Origin of the sequence: Rhizobium lusitanum (assembly GCF_014189535.1) — a bacterium.
Taxonomy (GTDB): domain Bacteria; phylum Pseudomonadota; class Alphaproteobacteria; order Rhizobiales; family Rhizobiaceae; genus Rhizobium; species Rhizobium lusitanum_C.
Window position 1 is genome coordinate 956,281 of sequence record NZ_CP050307.1, and the last position, 19,285, is coordinate 975,565.

15 protein-coding genes and 1 pseudogene are annotated in these 19,285 nt (G+C 57.9%); 8 read left to right on the forward strand and 8 right to left on the reverse strand.

What is annotated here, in order from left to right; genetic code table 11:
* Nucleotides 1–50: 50 nt before the first annotated feature.
* Nucleotides 51–1,196, forward strand: a complete 1,146-nt coding sequence (locus HB780_RS07435; RefSeq protein ID WP_183689384.1) for an ABC transporter ATP-binding protein — start codon at nucleotides 51–53, stop codon at nucleotides 1,194–1,196.
* Nucleotides 1,193–3,358 (forward strand): beta-galactosidase, encoded by a 2,166-nt coding sequence (locus HB780_RS07440; protein WP_183689385.1) that lies wholly within the window; start codon nucleotides 1,193–1,195, stop codon nucleotides 3,356–3,358. The genes HB780_RS07435 and HB780_RS07440 overlap by 4 nt, the downstream gene beginning before the upstream one ends.
* 70 nt (nucleotides 3,359–3,428) lie before the next feature.
* On the opposite strand, the gene HB780_RS07445 is transcribed toward HB780_RS07440, so the two are convergent.
* Complete coding sequence (locus HB780_RS07445) at nucleotides 3,429–3,908, reverse strand: GNAT family N-acetyltransferase (protein ID WP_183689386.1); 480 nt, start codon at nucleotides 3,906–3,908, stop codon at nucleotides 3,429–3,431.
* 416 nt (nucleotides 3,909–4,324) lie between these two features.
* On the opposite strand from HB780_RS07445, the gene HB780_RS07450 reads away from it, so the two are divergent.
* The gene (locus tag HB780_RS07450) at nucleotides 4,325–5,203 is read left to right on the forward strand and encodes a hypothetical protein (protein ID WP_183689387.1); all 879 of its coding nucleotides are present in this window, start codon (nucleotides 4,325–4,327) and stop codon (nucleotides 5,201–5,203) included.
* A gap of 32 nt (nucleotides 5,204–5,235) precedes the next feature.
* The gene (locus HB780_RS07455; protein ID WP_286203004.1) at nucleotides 5,236–5,904 is read left to right on the forward strand and encodes a hypothetical protein; all 669 of its coding nucleotides are present in this window, start codon (nucleotides 5,236–5,238) and stop codon (nucleotides 5,902–5,904) included.
* Between the two features lie 182 nt (nucleotides 5,905–6,086).
* Here HB780_RS07455 and HB780_RS07460 read toward each other — a convergent pair whose 3' ends face one another.
* Nucleotides 6,087–8,114: a M48 family metallopeptidase gene (locus HB780_RS07460; RefSeq protein ID WP_353622954.1), complete on the reverse strand. Its 2,028-nt coding sequence runs from the start codon at nucleotides 8,112–8,114 to the stop codon at nucleotides 6,087–6,089.
* Nucleotides 8,003–10,039 carry a DUF4034 domain-containing protein gene (locus HB780_RS07465; protein ID WP_183689390.1) on the reverse strand — a complete coding sequence of 679 codons (2,037 nt, stop codon included), beginning with the start codon at nucleotides 10,037–10,039 and terminating at the stop codon, nucleotides 8,003–8,005. The genes HB780_RS07460 and HB780_RS07465 overlap by 112 nt, the downstream gene beginning before the upstream one ends.
* A gap of 253 nt (nucleotides 10,040–10,292) precedes the next feature.
* Between HB780_RS07465 and HB780_RS07470 the strand changes: the two genes are divergently transcribed.
* Nucleotides 10,293–10,610 (forward strand): hypothetical protein, encoded by a 318-nt coding sequence (locus HB780_RS07470; protein WP_286203005.1) that lies wholly within the window; start codon nucleotides 10,293–10,295, stop codon nucleotides 10,608–10,610.
* Nucleotides 10,611–10,765: 155 nt separating this feature from the next.
* On the opposite strand, the gene HB780_RS07475 is transcribed toward HB780_RS07470, so the two are convergent.
* Together HB780_RS07475 and HB780_RS07480 are read right to left on the reverse strand one after the other, a co-directional pair.
* Nucleotides 10,766–11,053, reverse strand: coding sequence for a hypothetical protein (locus HB780_RS07475; protein WP_183689392.1), 288 nt, complete (start codon nucleotides 11,051–11,053; stop codon nucleotides 10,766–10,768).
* A gap of 459 nt (nucleotides 11,054–11,512) precedes the next feature.
* Nucleotides 11,513–11,792: pseudogene (locus HB780_RS07480) on the reverse strand (IS6 family transposase); the annotation flags it as partial.
* 189 nt (nucleotides 11,793–11,981) lie between these two features.
* Here HB780_RS07480 and HB780_RS07485 point away from each other — a divergent pair.
* Entirely contained in the window at nucleotides 11,982–13,238 is a 1,257-nt protein-coding gene (locus tag HB780_RS07485; protein ID WP_183689393.1) for an MFS transporter, read from the forward strand.
* A gap of 41 nt (nucleotides 13,239–13,279) precedes the next feature.
* A complete protein-coding gene (locus HB780_RS07490) occupies nucleotides 13,280–14,536 on the forward strand; it encodes an arsenic transporter (protein ID WP_183689394.1) in 1,257 nt (418 codons plus the stop codon).
* A 225-nt stretch (nucleotides 14,537–14,761) separates the two neighbouring features.
* Here the strand turns inward: HB780_RS07490 and HB780_RS07495 are convergent, their stop codons facing one another.
* The 3 genes from HB780_RS07495 to HB780_RS07505 form a co-directional block, all read right to left on the reverse strand.
* The gene (locus HB780_RS07495; protein WP_183689641.1) at nucleotides 14,762–15,781 is read right to left on the reverse strand and encodes an alpha/beta hydrolase; all 1,020 of its coding nucleotides are present in this window, start codon (nucleotides 15,779–15,781) and stop codon (nucleotides 14,762–14,764) included.
* A 451-nt stretch (nucleotides 15,782–16,232) separates the two neighbouring features.
* Complete coding sequence (locus HB780_RS07500) at nucleotides 16,233–16,730, reverse strand: nuclear transport factor 2 family protein (RefSeq protein ID WP_286203006.1); 498 nt, start codon at nucleotides 16,728–16,730, stop codon at nucleotides 16,233–16,235.
* Nucleotides 16,731–16,801: 71 nt separating this feature from the next.
* Nucleotides 16,802–17,905 carry an alkene reductase gene (locus HB780_RS07505; protein ID WP_183689395.1) on the reverse strand — a complete coding sequence of 368 codons (1,104 nt, stop codon included), beginning with the start codon at nucleotides 17,903–17,905 and terminating at the stop codon, nucleotides 16,802–16,804.
* Between the two features lie 102 nt (nucleotides 17,906–18,007).
* Between HB780_RS07505 and HB780_RS07510 the strand changes: the two genes are divergently transcribed.
* Nucleotides 18,008–18,961 (forward strand): LysR family transcriptional regulator, encoded by a 954-nt coding sequence (locus HB780_RS07510; protein WP_183689396.1) that lies wholly within the window; start codon nucleotides 18,008–18,010, stop codon nucleotides 18,959–18,961.
* Nucleotides 18,962–19,285 lie beyond the last annotated feature (324 nt).

The window sequence follows — 19,285 nt, forward strand, 5'->3', positions numbered from 1 at the left end:
ATCGCCCATCCCGCCCTTTGTGCCAATCCTTCTTTTGTGAGCCTAGAAGCATGACCAGTCTCGAACTTCGACACGTCAACAAGAATTACGGCGCCTATCATGCACTGCGCGGTATCGATCTTTCCGTCGAGCAGGGCGAGTTCATCGTCATGGTCGGCCCGTCCGGCTGCGGCAAGTCCACACTGCTGAAATCAATCGCCGGCCTTGAAACGATCTCCTCCGGCCAGATCATGATCAACGGCCGCGATGTCACCACGGCCGAGCCGGGGGATCGCGGCATCGCCATGGTGTTCCAGTCCTACGCGCTCTATCCGCATATGACAGTCGGCGAAAACATGGGTTTCGGCCTGCGCATGGCCAAGCGGCCGAAGGCAGAGATCGACGCGGCCGTGGCGCGCGCCGCCAAGATTCTCAGGATCACCGACCAGCTCGACAAGCGACCGAAGCAGCTTTCCGGCGGCCAGCGCCAGCGCGTCGCCATCGGCCGTGCGATTACCCGCTCGCCTGAGGTCTTTCTGTTCGACGAGCCGCTGTCGAACCTTGATGCCGCGCTGCGCACACAGATGCGCGTCGAGTTAAGTGGCTTGCATGCCAAACTCGGCGCGACGATGGTCTATGTCACGCACGATCAGGTCGAGGCGATGACGATGGCGAGCCGCATCGTGGTGCTCAATCGCGGCATCATCGAACAGGTGGGCTCGCCGCTGGAGCTCTACCGCAACCCGGATAATCTCTTCGTGGCCGGCTTTCTCGGTGCACCGCGAATGAACTTCTTTCCGGTGACCGTCGATCAGGTCTCTGGAAACAGCGTCACCGTCTCCGCTCCGGGGCTTGCGCCCATCGCGGTGGAGCTGGCAACCGGTTCCTCCGTCCAAAAAGGGACGACGCTCACCCTCGGAATCCGGCCGGAAAGCATCGCTGTCTCGGACGGCGCATCCGCAGGTGCTGCGATCTCCGGCCAGGTCCGTCTCGTCGAGCATCTCGGACGAGAGACCATCCTCTATGTCGATGCCGGAGAGCTGCAATGCGTCAGCTCCGAAAGCGGCACCGGCAACATCACCATACAGGTCGGCCATGTCGCCGGTGTCGCCGCCGACGCGCCGATCAGCCTCCGCATCGATCCGCGCGAGGTCTACCTGTTTTCCGCCAATGACGAGCGGACCATCACCGTCCGCAAGCCAATTCTCGACAAATGATCCTTCAGGAGCCTGATACCGTGTCAGTCAATACCAGTACCAAAGACCTTTCCGTATGGCGCACCATCAAGACCGACAGGTTTCTCGTCGGCACGCCGCATTATCCGGAACATGTCGATGAAAGCTATTGGGAGCGTGATGCCAAGCGCATGGCCGAAGCCGGCTTCAATGTCGCCCGCCTCGGCGAGTTCGCCTGGCATATCTTCGAGCCGAAGCTCGGCACGTTCGATTTTGATCTCTTCGATCGCGCCATCGCGGTCCTTGCTCGCCACGGCATCAGCACCATCATGTGCACGCCGACCGCGACGCCGCCGCGCTGGCTGACGGCAGCCCATCCGGAAATCCTCCGTGTCGATGGCAATGGCCGGACGATGAGCCACGGCTCGCGCCAGCATGCCGATACGGCAAGCCCTGTTTTCCGCGAACACAGCAAGCGCATTACCAAGGCGATGGCTGAGCACTATCGCGGCAATCCCGCAGTGATCGGCTGGCAGACGGACAACGAGCTCAACACCAGCATGCCGGAATCCTTCTCGCCTTCGACGCTGAAGGAATTCCAGTCCTATCTCGCGAATAAATATGGCACGATCGACAAGCTCAATTTTACCTGGGGCGGAGATTTCTGGGCGACCGCCTATGACGATTTCAGCCAGGTCGTGTTGCCCCTGGACTTCGCACCGACCTTCCCAAGCCCGGGGCATCTTCAGGATTACCACCGCTTCCTGGCTTTCGCGACAGCGCGTTTCCAGCACGATCAGGTGGAAATCCTGCGCGCAACCAAAGCCGACTGGTTCATCTTCCACAATCTCGGCGGCCTGCGCGATATCGATTTTCGCGGTCAGTTCTCCACCGATCTCGATTTCGTCGGCTACGATATCTATCCAATGCTCTACGACGAGTTCCAGCGTATCGGCAACCACGCCAAGGTGCAGGCGCTGCATCTGGACATTTGCCGTGGCTTCTCGGGCAATTACATCATCCCCGAACAGCAATCCGGCTTCGGCAGCCAGCCCGGCTTCTGCACGCTGACGCCGGAACCCGGCGAGATGCGCCGCATGGCGATGTCCTCGGTTGCGCGCGGCGCCGATGGGCTGATGTTCTTCCGCTGGCGGCCGGCGCATTTCGGTGCTGAAATCTACTGGATGGGCATCATCGATCATGACGACGTGCCGCGTCATCGGTATGACGAGGCAAAGCAGTTTGCCACCGAGATGACGGCGCTGAAGGACAAGATCCTTGGCACCCATGTGCGTATGGATGTCGGCATCGCCGGCTCCGATTTCGACAATCAGGAAGCACACAAGACCTATTCGATCGGCCTGCCGAGCCCGCAGGACGACGCCGTGCTGCTGCATCAATATTGCTACGATCGCGGCATCGCCTGCGGCTTCATTCACCCCGAAGACGATCTTTCACGGCTAAAGCTGCTTTATGTGCCGCATTGGGTGATGTGGAAGGATGGCTGGACCGAACGGCTGGAGGCCTTTGCGCGCGGCGGCGGCACCGTGATTATCGGCGCGCGCACCGGGACGCGCGATGAAAACAACCACGTCATCCGCGAGGCGGCACCGGGTTCGTCGTTGACGCGACTGACGGGTGTCACGGTCGAGGATTTCGGCCGTTTGGCGGCACCGGGTGCCAATGGTCTTTTCGATGTCATGTCACGCTCCGGCGGATTGGTGATGCCACCCAACCGCCCTGCCGAATCCCATAACCGCGTTCGCCGTTTCACCATTGGCAACCGCGAGCTGGAAGGTGCTCACTTCTATGAGAACCTGGCGGTCGCCGACGATGTCGAGATAGTGGCGACCTGGTCGAACCGCTATGCCGAAGGCACGCCGATGGCAACGTCGCGCCGCGTTGGCAAGGGCAGGGTGCTCTATCTCGGTACTTATCTGACAGCCGACCTGACGGCAGCGCTGGCCGACCGCACCTTCACGGATGCAGGCGTCGAACCGTTGATCGCCGATCTGCCGGATGGCGTCGAAATAACAATGCGCCAGAACGATGAAAGGCATCTTCTGTTCATCCAGAACTACGCCGACCAGCACGCGGAACTGACCAGCGTCCCGCGCGGCGTCAATCTCCTTGACGGCGGCAAATCGGTGTCCGGTGCGCTGTCGCTCGAAGCCTATGGCTGCGCGATCGTCGAGTTGGGCTGACGATCAACCGGAACGAGGCGATCGGCTATACTATGGAGCCGGCCGATCGCCTCGTATCAACACATGCAACTTAGCTATCGGCAAAGGCCTTCAGCGTGTCGCCCGCCAGCCGGTAACGTATCCATTCGTCCTGCGGCTCAGCGCCGATGGAACGATAGACGCGGATGGCCGGTTCGTTCCAGTCGAGCACACTCCATTCGAACCGGCCGCAGCCTTTCTCGACCGCGAGTTTCGCCAGATATTTCAGCAGCGCCTTGCCCGCGCCCGATCCGCGTTTTTGCGGAGTGACGTAAAGATCCTCGAGATATAGGCCGTTGCGGGCAAGCCAGGTGGAATAGGTGTAGAACCACACCGCGAAACCCACCGGTTCGCCATCGACCTCGCAAATGACCGCATGGGTCACGGATTGAGGACCGAACAAGGATTGCTCGATGGAGGCCGTCGTCGCCTCGACCTCATGAGCCGCCTTTTCATATTCCGCCAGTTCGCGAATAAATCGCAGGATGAGTTCTGAATCGGATAGCTGCGCCGGGCGTATTGTTATCGTCATTTTCGTTCATCTATCGCTTCGCGCATGACGCATTCGGCAATTGCGCAGTTCATGAATATAGCGAATTGCGTGTAAGGGTTACGCTCGACGAAGGCAAGACGAGCCGGCGGAGCAGGAACTGCCGCTCAGCGGGCTCATGTGCGATGGTTCCGGGTGTGGATTGTCAGCGGTGATGCCGGTAGCGGCGCGCCGAGATTTCGGCGGAGAGTTCGTCGCATCTCGATTGCAGTTCCCTGTCGATACCGTCGTCGAGATGGTCGTCCAGGAGCGGGAAACGATACTCTTGCGCAAGCAGCCTCGTTTTTATCGCTCTGATTGACTGGAATAAAAATCGAGTTGCAACGAAAATAAAGGGGATGCGATATGGCGTGGCCAAAGCTCTCAAACCTGTCGACGGAAAACAGTAGGAAGCCCGAATGAATTCTTTGCGTCGTGGCGTTCTCGCATTTTTGGGCGGTCTTATCCTGGGAAAGCCATCTCTTGGTCGCGCGTCGAGCCAACAGCCGGCCTTTGCCGCATCCCGTTCCAGCTACACACCGCGTCATGTGCTTTGTTTTCTCGGCAAGGAAAATGGTCTTGCGGCGCTCCGGCAAAATGCCCGCACGGCTATCGACCTGTTTGCGGATGGCTTTGCCACTGACGAAGATTTTTCACAGGACAAACCGGATGATCGGATGGAACGATCATTCAACATCTGCTGGGATCGCGTCGATCCCAACGCCTATCAGGAAACGGATGAAGACGCGGTCGCCGGGCACGGGTCGGTCCTCTACGTGCTTGGTCCGTCTATGACGGCGGACATAGCCGTAACCACATCCGCAAAAGCCTTGATGTTTGTACAATATATGCTCGATCACGGCGCGATCGCCGCTAAGGGCGAGAGCGCGGGCGTCGCCCACGGAGTGCGGCGATGGAAGGAACTTTTCGAACAGGCGCGCGACGCGGCGGCGTCCCATGATTTGCTGATACTTGCGAAAACGTGCCGCCTCGCCTTTGCGCGCCGACCCATCGGCGATGATGCTGAGGGGATGGCCAGCGTGGGGTTCCATCTCGTCGGATTGCCCGATGTGCTCATCACCTTTGTCCGAAAAGATGATCAGCAGCCATCAACCAACGCCGAGCAGCTCAAGATCGCGGCCCTGATTGATGATATCGCCGAAGAAATGACGCGGGACGGCGTTGCGACCGCCTTGGCGGATCATCATGCCGCTCTATCGGATGACACCCGCTACGATGAAGATGAGTACAAATTCAATCCGTTCGGAGTCGCGAGCATTCCAGAGAAAAAGCTTTGATGAAGAGATTTTTGAAGCTCGCTCTCATTCTGGTGGCGACGATCATCGGCGTTTCCTTTCTTGTTCCGACGTATCCTGATGTTCCCATGGAAACGAGCGAACCTGTCGTCGCGCTCAACGTCAGCAATTCGGGTGAACGTCTGCTCCTGCGAACGCTTGCTTACGACTACGATTTCTTACTGCCGCCAAACCGTCTGAACGAGCTGTCATCGCCACGCTTTGATCGACTTAACGCGCTCGGTGGCACGAGGGTCTATCTCGACGCGACAAGGGTGCAGTCGACAGGCATGGCGACAACCAAGATCAGCATTATGCTCGGCGGCTATGATTCCAATCTGATCGAAACAAAAAGGGGCATATTGCCTGACGATCTCAGAGCTGACCTGGCAGCTCTTGGCTTTGTGCCCTCCAACGGAAATTTCGTCGGTGATTTCGACGCGCCGCTTTACATGGTCTGGAGCACCGAGTTGTCAGGCCGGCAGTACCCCGCAAGCAGTCGCGAGGCGTACACCGGAAAAGATCTGATGACACCAATGCTATCTGAAACATTGGTCATCACCGACGATGAGCCGACACAGGAACGAAACCGACGGCTCAATGCCATGTTGCGGCCATTGACGGCTCTGAGAGAGGGTGTCGAGACCTCAGCCATCGTGCTTTTCCTGATCATCATCGGAGCGAACCCGGCTCCGGGCGGATAAATTTGCAGGGGAGTTATTGCAGGGATCATGTTGGGGTGGGTGAATCTGCATTTTGCCGTTAGGATGTTGTCTACGCCTTACAAATTTGATGCCGTGCAAAGTGTACGAAGGCGACACCTATAACCGACCAGATTCGCCCGACGTAGCGTCCGCTTTCACCAGGCATGTCTGGAGACGGCAGTCTACGGACTCTCAAGCCGATCAATTGTCGGCGACGCGGCCGAGCCGGCTTGGGCAATCAAGCTGCCGTGTGTGCAATGAGCTGGAATCTGATCGCCCGGCCCGATAAAGCGGACCTCCAGATAGAGATGTAGCCGCGTCTGCAGCCGCTCCAGCAGCCGTTTGCAGACGGAAGCATTGATATCCTCCTCGCCGGTCAGTTTGCCGACCAGACGCATGAACCAGCTGTCATAGGCTTGCACATAGAGGAACCACCGCGGCTGGCTTGCCGTACCCGGTGGCGTGTCGCGGCAAAGCCAGATGGCGCGCGCATGCTGGAAGAGCGGCTGAAGTGTGCCCTGCAGCAAGGTGAGTTCGGACGCATCCATTCCGTGAGGAAAAAGACCTTTGGATACGGATTGACCTACATCTTCGCCAGCCCACAATTGATCGGCGATCTGCCGATGGTGTTCCGCCGCTGGCTTGTCTCCCATCCACAAGTAGAGTTCGCAAAGATGACGATGAGCCTTATATTCGGACGAGGAAGGGGGCTGACCGATGCGATGCCATATGGAAATCGCGCCGTCGATATCGCCGTCTTGCTCCAGATCACCGGCCTTTAGCTGAAGAAGCGCTGGGTCTTCAGGGGAGTGCTGCAATCCTTGTGTAACTGCTTCGGCGCGAAGCGTGCCTGCTGGATCGAATGTCTCGGCCAGTCGAGCCAGCTCCAACCAGTCCTGCTCGTCAAACACCTGTTGTTCGCGACGCTGCAGAAGCTTTGAGAATTCGCGGTGTTGATATGCGCGCCATTCTTTTGCATCCCGCCAACCTTGCGCCGCGGTTTCGCGCCAATCGGCATCAAGCTGCGCGGCGATGCCGGGGGCTTCCGCTCTCAACCAATCCATGGCCGCCGATGTCTCTCCAAGGTGCCAGGGCAGTTGTTCGGGCAGGGGGCCTGCCGGATCAAATCCCGTTGCCGCGATGCGCTCGAAAAAGACGGGATGTGTGCTGTGACTATCCGGTTCCTGGCAGAGGCTTTCATGCAGCCAGACGGCTGCCTGCGCGCCGTCGCGCGGACGACTGCTCGCTGGTTCCGTCAAAAGCTGCGTAAATGGCCGCGTCTGAGCGATGTCATCATTGCCCGCTTGCGCAAATATATCCGGCCAGAACCGGCTGGACATGGCCCTTTGCCGCAACGCCAGAGCTGTTTCTGCCTCGAATGCAATGTCGCTGCCGCAAACCGCAATCGCCTGCGCATCGGCAACCATCTCGCAACGGCGTGAAAACTCCAGTGTTTCGCGCATCATACGGGGCACGTACCATGAGAGAAACAATCTGAGCGGCGCGGTGATCAGCCGATGATTGCGCTCATGCAATTCGCCAAGCGCCGACCAGCGTTGACGCGCCACATAGGCCCAACGCGCAAAATGGCCATGCTGCCGGGAGATATGTGCGTATTCGTGTGCAATGACGACCGCGGCCTGCTTTCCTGTCAACAGGGCTAGAAGCGGCAAGCCAAGCACCAGAATATGCTTTGGCTGACCGGCACGGGACCCTGTCTGGTAGATGGAGGCGTTAAGCTCGGCGTTAATATAGACAGCCGTGAAGGCGGGCGCGTCGCAGGCAAGCCGCAATCGTTCAAGCTCCCCCGCAAGAGCGGGAACCTTGCCGGGGTTCAGCAATATGCCATTCGAAACCGGTGGCGTGGGCACTGCCGCATAGGCACGCAGGACCATCAGCCCGTAAAAGACCCATGATAGCGACGGCAAGGCTAGAAGCACCAGCAGAAGCCGCGAAGGCAGCAACAATGCAAGCAGGAGAGGGGACAGGACCAGCACGGCTCCGCAGACGAGCAAAGACACATCGCCAAAGGCGAGCCAGATCAAGGCTCGCCATCTGCCTTCACGCGGGGACTGTGGGGGCGTGGCCATTGTGATGCTTATTTCGGTGGGAGATGCTCTTGTGAGAGCTTCTTGCCGAGGAAGAACGCCTTCAACGCCCGCCCGGCCATTTGCATTCCCGTCGATCCATAGACCTGCGTTTCCATCCATTCCATTGTCGAATGGTCCGGGAAAAGCTCCTTGTATCGGTCGAACCACTGCATGGCGACAAACTCGCTTTTGGGAACGCCCTGGCCATATTTATAGGCCAGGACAACCTCGCCATAGGCTTCACCGGCAATGTGGTCGTCATGGTAGGTGACAAGGGATTTCATCTCGGTGACGGCCTGCTGTTTTTCCTCTGCATTTCCGTGCCGCCGGTCGACGCTCGCAACCCTGATCATTGCCATTTCCACGCCGCCATGCATCGCTCCGACATAAAGATTGCGGACGCGTTCGAAATTTTGCCGGACCGTCAAATCAATATCGTCAACATTTTCAAGGCGCCATGCATAATTGTGCAAAGCAACTGCCTCACCGTCTTCGACAGCCAGTTCGAGCCAGTGATCGGCTTCCTCGCCGTCAAGCAACTCCGGATCGGTATCGGGCCGGATTCCTCGCGTGATGTCATACATGCTTGCCGCAGCGGAATAGACGCGTCGCTCGGCAAAGGCGCGGGTAAGATAGGTTGCCTCCTTTTGAAACCCTCCGTCCCACATCATCCGGCAGGCATGCATCGGCGTAAATTCATCAGGTTCATAAAACGGCTCGAGCTGCGCCGCCCGGTCGATCAACCGCGTGGCAATCGCCGGATCGGCCGTGATCCCCCACATGCCGAACTGCCACGCAAATGCTGCGACAGTGAGCATCGTTGGTTCATCGAAACGGCGAACGGCGGTTTGCAGGACGCTGGCATAGGCTCCCTCATGGTCCTCCAAACGCTTGATCAGCATCACATTGGTGAAGTCCCGAAACGGGCCATCTATGGCGGGATAGGTTCCCGGCGGCTTGCAATAGCGGACGGATTCGACATGGCGCTGATGCGCCAGTTCCGCGTCGGCAAGCGAGTAATTGGTAAAATTCGCGTATTTCCCGAGAGAAATGAAACGCAGGCGATCAGGGAGATCCCGGGCCAGCCAGCTCTTGAAAATCTTCTGTCTGGCTGCGATCTCGCGAGTGTCGCCCGGCTGCGGATATTCGGGGAGCGTCAATGCATCCTGAATTCCCGGCCATCGGACGGAATTGCGTTCCCGCTCGCTCAGTGAAGAACACAAAGGGCCCGCCGCGAATTTTTCGACCTCTCCATCACTGCCGCCCCATCGAGGGCTCAAATACTGCGCGTAATCTGCCAGGATATCCGGCCATCGTGGCCGCAGAGAAAGGCAGTATCGCAGCCAGTAAAAGCCTGGATTCCCGACATCACCGTCCTTCAAGGGCGGAAGAGAGGCAGGAAGCGTTGCCGTTACAATGCCGGGCGGCTTTAATCCATGTCTGGCAAGCCGGGCAGATGCCGCATCATAAAGATCCGGCTCAAACTCCTCCCGCTGCATGGTCTTTTCAACGGGCTCACCACGAAACAGTGCATCGACGAAATCTGGCTGACCAAGGTACTGGCTGATCTGCATCATGGTTTCAGCGGCAAGCGCCGGTCGCTCCGAGAGCGCCATCGCCTTGAGCAGATATTCGGCTGCTGTTACGCAAGCCATGTGCGCGGCGACCCATTGGTCCTCACCGACCTCGGATGCCCAGGCTGCCGTTCGGATGTCACAGGCCCTGCGAAAATAATAGTGACCGAGGATTTGTCTTGCATGGTAGGAGCCTGGATAGGCTTGGATCCAGCCATTCAGCAATTCAAGCCTGAGGGCGGTGTCGACGCTGGCATTGTCAAACAGGCCAGAGCTGGTTGCAAGGAACGTGTAGCGGTCATCGGGCAAATCAGCAGGCTGCCACCACGCCGCTTCGAGCGCCGCCATGATGCGCTCGAGCTCGTCGAAGCGCCGCTCAAGCATCGCCTTTCGCAGTTCTTCCTGCTGGCGCAGCCGAGCCCATTGCGGACCATCCAGCGGCAAGGGAGGCGAGCTTGTGATTGTCTGCATGCGTGGCTCCTCAACACGTACAACAAGCGACGATTGTCAGGTAGATTCCTCCCAGGAACGAATCCCGGATCGACGCGCGCCCGATGTGTAACGTGAATGCGTCAGCAATTTCAACCACCGGCCGTCTGGGTGGCCGAGGCAAGGTGAATAGCCTAGACACATCGATAAAATCGGATGGAATGAGAGCGGGAGTATGGAAATATATAGTCGAATTATCATCCTGATCGCAGCGACCTTGCTTGGCAGTTCCGCCGTGGCGCAGGACCAACTGGTCACTGACCTGAAGATCGCCGCCTTTCATTCCGAAGCACCCGATCGGTGCCGCAAGTCCGATGTCGCCTTAACCGCCGCGAAGGCCCGGGCGTTCTTCAAACGCGCGAAACAGATCGACGCCAGAATCCTGCACGACGATTATGACCTAGCGCCCTGCTACATGGAAGGAACGCTAAAATGGGATGGGAAAGTGTGTGACTGGAAGATCCGGGCAGGTGCCACAGGCCATGTTCAATGCAACAAGCAGGAAATCTACTTCGCTTGCGAGGCCTGCGGCGATCTGTTCGACCAAAAATAACGGTTGTTGTTCCACGCGGTTTAGCATCCGGGAGCAAGTTCAGCTCCGCGGGAACCCTTCAGTGGGGCGCCCCGAAATCGGGGAAGGGCCTAAGCATAATTGCGCTATAACATCGAGACCATGAAAGAGGCGAATCCGCGGATGCGTTCTTCGCTCTACTTGTTCTTCAGAAGCCAGATCTTGCCGGCCATAGTTATGGCGTACGCGTCCTTTCCAGCATCGTCGTCGACGTGGAGACGTTCAAGAAAGCCGGGCTCCCTCAATTCTTCCAATGTTTTGTCGCTTATGAATTTGATTTTCTGCGGTCGCTCTTTCCAGCGGTCAGTTTTTGCATAAGTCACGGTTGCGTTCTGGTGCGTCCACTTCTTCGCCGACTGCGGATAAAGGTCTCCCAGCTGCGCAAGTTTCAGTCCTGCGATCTGTGACGGTGTTAGTTCAATCATTGGCGCGAAAAATCTCCATCGCTGTTACTATCGAGCGCACTTAACACAAAAGAAGGTCGAGTGTTTCGCAAAAACACTTGTCTTAGGCGAATCTCTGCCAAGTGTGGCATGGCCGTTTCAAGATAGCGGATCAACCTCCGTCCTGTTTGCAGAAACAGGGCGCTTTAATTTGGGGGTGTTAAGTCGTGTTTATGATGCATAAGGTTTATTATGGAACAACTAGCTTCAGCGCTTGAAGGCCGTCCTTGTTGCTTCGGCTGGAAAAACCCGCTTCGCTTGTCGGGGTTCACCTCTCCGCTCCTGGAATCTCTCAGGCGATGCGAAGTGATAAACATCGCCCTCCGCTGACAACAGGACGAAATAAGACTGAGACGGATTGTGATCGGTAAAATAGGTAACGTCCTGAACACTGAGGCGGAAAGCTTCATAGCGCCAATCTTCGCCAGGACCGACTTGATAGCGGTACTGATAAGCGCGTGCATTGGTCTGGTAGATCTCGGAATTTTCCACCACCGTCCGCCAGGAACTGCCGGTCGTGGATTTGCGCCGCTGGGCCTGGCCGGCAATCAAGGGCGAGTATTTCACGACCCACCTGCTCAGCGTCGCGTGGTCAACGGCAACGCCGCGATCGGCCATAATCTCTTCCAGATCGTGATAGGAAACCGCATATCTCACGTAGAAAAATACCGCGTATAAAATGACGTCTTTCGGGGTAGTGACTGCCTTTGAAATCGACCATGATCGGGAACTCAACAATGCCTGCTTATCTGCAACCGGATCTATGGTATGACCATACAGGATTGCAACTCCGGTGAAACGTTTGCGACAGAACCTCTACAAAGGATCGGGCGCGGAACTTTAACCCCGCTATTCTGTTATTGGTGGCCATCGCCAAATCATCCGCATCGCAACACCTATGGAGACCGGCATGCAATCCGCTTCCCGTTCTCGCCTGACCAACCGTTCGCTGGTGGCCCTTGCCGTCCTCAACTTCTTTCTTGCCGATGCACGCGACGGCCTGGGGCCTTTCTTGGACGGCTTTCTGGCAACCCATGGGTGGTCGCCGATGACGCTCGGTTTGATCGCGACGCTCGGTGGTATATTGGGTATGATTGCAACGCCGCTGTTCGGTGCGTGGGTGGATGCCTCCCTCCGTAAACGCATGCTGATCGTTATCCCAGTCGTGCTTGTCACCGCCGCCGCACTCTGGACGCTTGCAAGCCCTGACAATGCGTCGGTCTTCGGCGGACAGTCAGCGACGGCTATCGTCGGCGCAGTCATCGGCCCGGCACTGATGGGGCTTACGCTTGGTCTCGTCGGTGAGCGACATTTCTCGAGGCAGGTTTCCACGAACGAATTCTGGAACCACGCCGGTAATGTCGTATCGCTCGCCGGCATCTATTTCGCGACCATAGCATTTGGTCTGAACGGCATCATCGGGCTGATGGTCTTGACGGCCGCTGCCACCGTGCTTGCGGTGTTCGCGATCGATCCCGCCCAGATAGATCATCAAGTGGCACGCGGTCTTGCCCATGACGACGGCGCGCCAGGTCCCTCAGGCTATTCCGTGCTGGTCGGCAGCAAAGGCCTGATCCTGCTTGCGGTCACACTGATGATCTTCCATTTCGGCAATGCGCCGATGAGCAGGCTCATCGCACAGGATTTCTCGATCCAGCTCGGCACGCCGTTCCGCACTACCGCCATAACAACGGGTGTCTCCCAGCTTTCTATGATCGTGATGGCGCTGGCCGCACCGTTTCTCATTCGCCGCTTCGGGCTCGCATCGGTCTTTGTCATCGCTTTGCTGGCCTTGCCGATCCGCGGCGCCATCGCCGGTTCTTTCAGCAGTTTTGCGGTCATCTTTCCCGTGCAGATTCTGGACGGCGTCGGGGCAGGACTGATCGGTATCGCCACGCCGATCGCGGCGGAAAGGATACTGTCGGGCACGGGACGCTTCAATGTCGGGCTGGCTGCGGTCATGACCGTTCAGGGGATTGGCGCCTCGCTGAGCAACGTCGTTGCGGGCTGGCTTACCAATATCGGTGGATATGGGCTTGCCTATTGGGTCCATGGCGGCGTAGCCGTTTTCGCGGTCGTCGCTTTTTTCGCCGGATACAAGAGCATTGCGCCAGCACAAAAGAACGATATTGGTGAGGTCGACGCCCTTGCCGTCGCCACACCCTGATCGCCCTTCCGTCCTCTTCCAATCTGTGAATTAAGAACAACATGAACGCACTGACCATGACTTGGGGAATAGCCGGGCTGACTGCACTCGGCCTAATCACACGGCCTTTCGCGCTGCCGGAAGCCATATGGGCGGTCATGGGCGCGCTGCTGCTTCTAGTCTTCGGGCTGATCGGTATCACGGATGCCTGGGTTGGCATCACGAAGGGCCTCGACGTCTATCTCTTTCTCATCGGTATGATGCTGCTCTCCGAACTGGCTCGCCGCGAGGGTCTCTTCGATTGGCTGGCCTTGGTCGCGACTGCCCATGCCAAGGGATCGCCAAGGCGGCTTTTCGTGCTGATCTATGGCGTCGGTATCGTCGTCACCGTCTTTCTCTCGAATGACGCAACGGCCGTCGTGCTGACGCCGGCGGTCTATGCGGCATGCAGGGCGGCGAAGGTGAAGGATCCGATGCCCTATCTCCTCATCTGCGCCTTCATCGCCAATGCCGCGAGCTTCGTGTTGCCGATCTCCAACCCGGCCAATCTGGTGATTTTCGGTGGCGGTACGATGCCGCCGCTGTCACGCTGGTTTGCCGCCTTCGCCTTGCCTTCCCTCGTCTCCATCGTCGTAACGTTCCTTGCGCTCTTCTGGACGCAACGTTCCATCATCAATGCCGATAGCGTCGCGCCGGATGTGGAGGAAATGCCGCTGTCGTCGAGCGCGAAGCTTGCGGGTATCGGTTTGTGTGCCACGGCTGTGGTGCTGCTTGGCGCATCCACGCTCGATTTCGATCTCGGCCTGCCGACATTTTTGGCCGGATGCCTTACCACTGCGGCAATTTTGCTGATGGAGCGCAAAAGTCCGGTTGAGACGTTCAAGGGCGTTTCCTGGAGCGTGCTACCGCTCGTCGCCGGATTGTTCGTCGTCGTCGAGGCGCTGAACCGGACGGGATTGATCGGCAGTCTGGCACAGTATCTTTCGCACGGTGCCGCGGCCTATCCATCACAGACGGTCGCAGCTGCAGGCGCAGTCACCGCTTTGGTTTCCAATCTTGTCAACAATCTGCCGGCGGGTCTTGTGGCAGGCAATGCTGTTCAGGCGGCGGATGTTTCCGACAAGATCGCCGGTGCCGTGCTGATCGGCGTAGATCTCGGGCCTAATCTTTCCGTGACCGGCTCACTCGCAACGATATTGTGGCTGACGGCACTGCGTCGCGAGGGGCTGCATATGGGAGCGTGGCCATTCCTGAAGCTTGGCGTCATCGTGATGATACCAGCGCTCGCCTGTTCCATCATTGCCCTGATAATCCAATAGGATATTTGGTCATTGGCCCTGGGCCAGTTGTTTGAATAGCCCCGTGATTTGTAGACACCTTCTTTCCTAAATTTGATGCAAGAAGATCATCATGAGCAAATCGAATTTCAGCGAAGAGTTTATGCCCTTACATCTCTAGCCGATGCGCTTCCTCCAGCGCATCGGTGTTTTTAATCATGAAGTCCCGCGCCTTTGCCAAAAGCTGCGGATTACATGCCTTTGAAATTATTTGCCCAGGTTAGTCTTGAGTTCTTGCGATGCCTGCGCGATCGCGCTGCGGGGCGCCGGCAGATGGCTGAACGCGTTGGACAGCCCAAAGTCGTGAATCATGCCGTTGTAGCGCACCGACTTCACATGCACACCCGCAGCGTCGAGCTTGCGGGCATAAGCCTCGGCTTCATCGCGCAGGACGTCGAATTCGGCGGTCTGGATCAGCGTCGGCGGCAAGCCCTTGAGCTGCTCGGTCGTCGCCTGCAGCGGCGAAGCGTAGATCTGCTTGCGTGCCTCGACATCGCTCGTGTAATGGTCCCAGAACCACACCATCAAGTCCTTCGTCAGGAAGTAGCCGTTGGCAAACTCCTTGTACGACGGCGTGTCGAAGTTTGCATCCGTCACCGGACACAGCAACACTTGCGAACGTAGTACAGGTTCACCCTTTTCGCTCGCCATCAAGGCAACCACGGCGGCCAGGTTGCCGCCTGCGCTGTTCCCAGCTACGGCGAGGCGCTTGCCATCGACGTTGATCTCCTTGCCATGCTCCGCCACCCATTTTGTCGCGGCATAGCCTTGTTCGACCGCAACGCCATATCCTGCCTCAGGCGACAGGGTGTAGTTGACGAAGACCGCCACCGCACCCGAGCCGGTCACCAGGTCACGCACCAGCCGTTCGTGGGTCGGGAAGTCGCCCAACACCCAGCCGCCTCCGTGGAAGTACATGAAGGCAGGCAAGGTCTGCTGTTTGCTGCCGGCTGGACGAACGATCGTCAGCTTCAGGTCGCTGCCATTGACGCGGATGGTCTTCTCGCTGACGTCAGCCGCCGGCAAGGCCACTTCGGGAGCAGCCTGGGCACCCGCCAGCGCCGCGCGGGCCTCGACAGGCGTCATGGTGTCGAGCGTCTTGCCGCCTTCAAGGGATTGCAAGAATTTTGCTACGTGGTGTTCAACGCCCGGCCGATCGGCTGCAGACGCGTTACCAACCGCCAGGCTCAGGGCGGAAAGGGCGACTGCGGTGGTGATGGTTTTCATGATATTTCCTTTTTGCGAGTGAGTGAATGTGAAGCAGAAGCCTGAGACGTCGTCGGTATCGATGCGGGCGCTTGCGGCGGTGCGGATGAACTCGGCGCGGAGAATGGCACCTTGATCTTCAGGCGTCGGACGAAAATCAGTGCCTGTACCGTCGAACAGATTGCGAGTGGCTTGGTCTAAAAGCGTGCCGTCGGCATCAACGCCCAACACGAAGTGCCTTCTTGCTGAAAGCGGCTCCATGCGGCTTATTCTCCGGCCAGATCCCACGCAGATCGTTAGCGATCTCTAGCGGCAGACGTTTGCGATTCCAGAAGCTATCGTCATATCCGTCGCTACGGTCGTTGGTCGGCGCGCACCACCATCGGCGATCCAGGGCGCCATTCCCAATGGACTGGGTCAACCGGCAGGCCGACTCAGTCGTGGGTCTCGGAGGAGTTGTGCAGATGGCTGGTTAAGGCGCCACGTGCGTCTGGAAAATCTTGCTCACCACTGTCCACTGGCCATCGACCTTAAGCAGATGGAAGAAGTCGGTGAACGAGATGCCCGACATGTCGTTGGCGTCGATGCGGGCGCTAGCCGCCGTACCGACGATCTCGATGCGGGTTATCGCGGCCGTCGCGTCGGGAGACGGGCGAAAATCCTTGTCGATCCCCTCGAACAAGATCGGGATCGCGCCGCCGCTGAGCTTGCCATCCGGGCCGACGCTGTACATCGTTGCCTGGGGGTGGAAAGCGGACTTCATGATGCTGCTCTTGGCTTGCTTGCAGCCTTCGATGTACTTGTTCAGCACTTCGGAGATGGCTTGGTAATCCTGCACATATGTCGGGTTGCTCATGGTTTTTCCTTGGTTGGCTGTTGGGCGGCTTGGCGGCTCTGCGGCTTGGGTGGTTGTGCACATGCCAACTGCGACTGCCGCAAAAATCAAAGTCTTGATGAAAGTCGTCGTCACTCGATTACTCCCGGTAAGAGTCGCCATGACTCTTCGGTTCCACGTCGATACTGTGTCGATAACCAACCTGCTCAGCCCGCCAGCACAGGCCAGTCGGTGTAGCCCTTGGCACCGTTGCCGTAATAGGTTTCACGGGGGGCCACAGCCAGGTCAGCGCCCTCTTTCAAGCGACGGACCAGATCGGGATTGGCAATGAATGGACGGCCGAAGGCGACGGCATCGACCTTGCCTTCCGCACGGCGATTTACCGCGAGGTTGAGGTCGTAGTTGTTGTTGCCGATGTAGGGGCCTTTGAACCGTGCGCGCAATGCGTCGAGGTCCACGCCGGCGGGCACGGACCGCGAGGTGGCCGTGGCGCCCTCGACAAAGTGCATATACGCCAAATGGAAGCGATTGAGCTGCTCAATCAAATGGCCATATGTCTGCATGACCTGACTGTCCAGCGGCGTATTACCAGCGTCCGGCGTCGCGGGAGAAAGTCGAATACCGACGCGGTCGTGACCCCAGACCTCGACCACCGCCGCAGTGACTTCCAACGTGAGCCGGCTGCGATTCTCGATGTTGCCGCCGTATTCGTCGCCACGCTGGTTGGTCGAATCGCGCAGGAACTGGTCCAGCAAATAGCTGTTGGCGGAATGCACTTCCACGCCATCGAAACCGGCGCGTTGTGCGCATTCCGCAGCGTGCCTGTATTGCTGGATGATGCCGGAAATCTCGGACGTTTCCAGTGCACGCGGCATCGAGACATCCAACAGCCCCTTTTCAGTATAGGTCTGCCCTTCCGCTCGAATCGCTGAAGGTGCCACCGGGGCTGCACCGTCCGGCTGCAGGTCCACATGCGAGAAACGGCCCACATGCCACAGCTGGCACACGATCAGGCCACCGGCTGCGTGCACCGCATCGGTCACTTTTTTCCAGCCTGCTACCTGTTCTTCGGTCCAGATGCCCGGCGTCAACGCATAGCCACGCCCCTGCGCGGAGATGTTGGTCGCCTCGCTGATGATCAAGCCCGCGCTGGCCCGCTGTGCGTAGTAGCAGGCGTGCATTTCATTAGGCACGCCATCTGTGCCCATGCGACTACGTGTGAGCGGTGCCATGACGATGCGGTTTGCGAGCCTCAATGCACCCATCTCCATTGGCGAAAAAAGATCGCTGAAAGCACTGCTGAGCGTCATTTTTATTCCCTTCGGCAACCAAGTTTCATGATGAATTTGTGTCAAGGCTGCAGTATAGAGATCCGCGATAATGACGTGAATAATCAGAAACGGCCATACAGTATGAACAAAAAGATCATAATCCAGGATGCCGGCCGTGCGGGAGTGGCGCCCGCCTCGCTGCCTGTGCATTTTCCGGGGCTTTTGACGTTCGAGGCGGCGGCCCGGCATTTGAACTTTGCCCGAGCGGCAGCAGAATTGGACGTCACGCCCACCGCGGTATCGCGCACCATCAAAGCCATGGAAGCACAATTGAATGTCCGGTTATTCAACCGCACCACGCGCAGTGTCAGCCTGACTGAGGCGGGTTCGTCACTGAACTCAAAAATGACACCCGCGCTTGCACTGATCAGAGACTCCTTGTCAGAAGCCTTGCTGGCAACTGATCAGCCGTCTGGCACCGTCCGCGTCAATTCTTCATACGTCGCATACCGTATGTTGATCGAACCTCACATAGATGCCTTTCTGGCGAGTTTTCCGATGATCCATGTCGAGATATCGTTGGATAACGTGCTCGGCGACATCGTCAATGCCGGCTTTGACGTCGGCATACGGATGGGCAAGAGAGTGCAGAACGACATGGTGGCCATGCAGCTGGGATCGGTACAGAAAAGAATTGTGGTAGCCGCCCCAGACTATTTTCAAAATCGAAAGGAACCCAAGACCATTGACGATCTGCTGGACTACAACTGCATTCGGCAACGCTATTCCGTGGGAGGCCGGTGGTTTGAATGGAAGTTCGATTCGGAGGGACAAATAATTCGAATCGACGTGCAGGGGCGTCTGATATTTGACGAAATGAGGTCTGTCGTGGACGCGGCCGTACAGGGGCAAGGTATCGGTTTCGTATTCGAGCAGTTTGCAAAACAGGAGCTGACCGGCGGCCAATTGCGGCAGACTCTGAAGCAGCACAGCGGGATGGACGACGCGTTTCATCTGTATTATCCACATCGCAAACATATGCCGGGAAAGCTTCGCGCGTTCGTTGATTTCATGCTGGATGCTAATGCAGCATAAGGCGAGAGCATGATCTTTCAATCGAACCGCGTGCGGATCATAGATCCAACTGGTGGCTTCCGCGAGAGTGATGACGGATTGGCAGCGCTAGTGAAGAGCGAGTTGCGCAGTGCCGCTTTGCAGCTAATTGTGAGACTTGCGCGCCTTGAAGGGTATCGAACCCGCGGCCTCCTAAGAGACAGTATAATGTCGTTGGATTGTTAAATTATAACGGCCACTTAAGGTGCTGGAAAGCGATATCGAGAATTATGGAACTAAAGCCGACATCCGGCATCTTCAAACGACTTCGGCGTGTGTGGCTCGGCAGCGAACACTGCCCCCAGT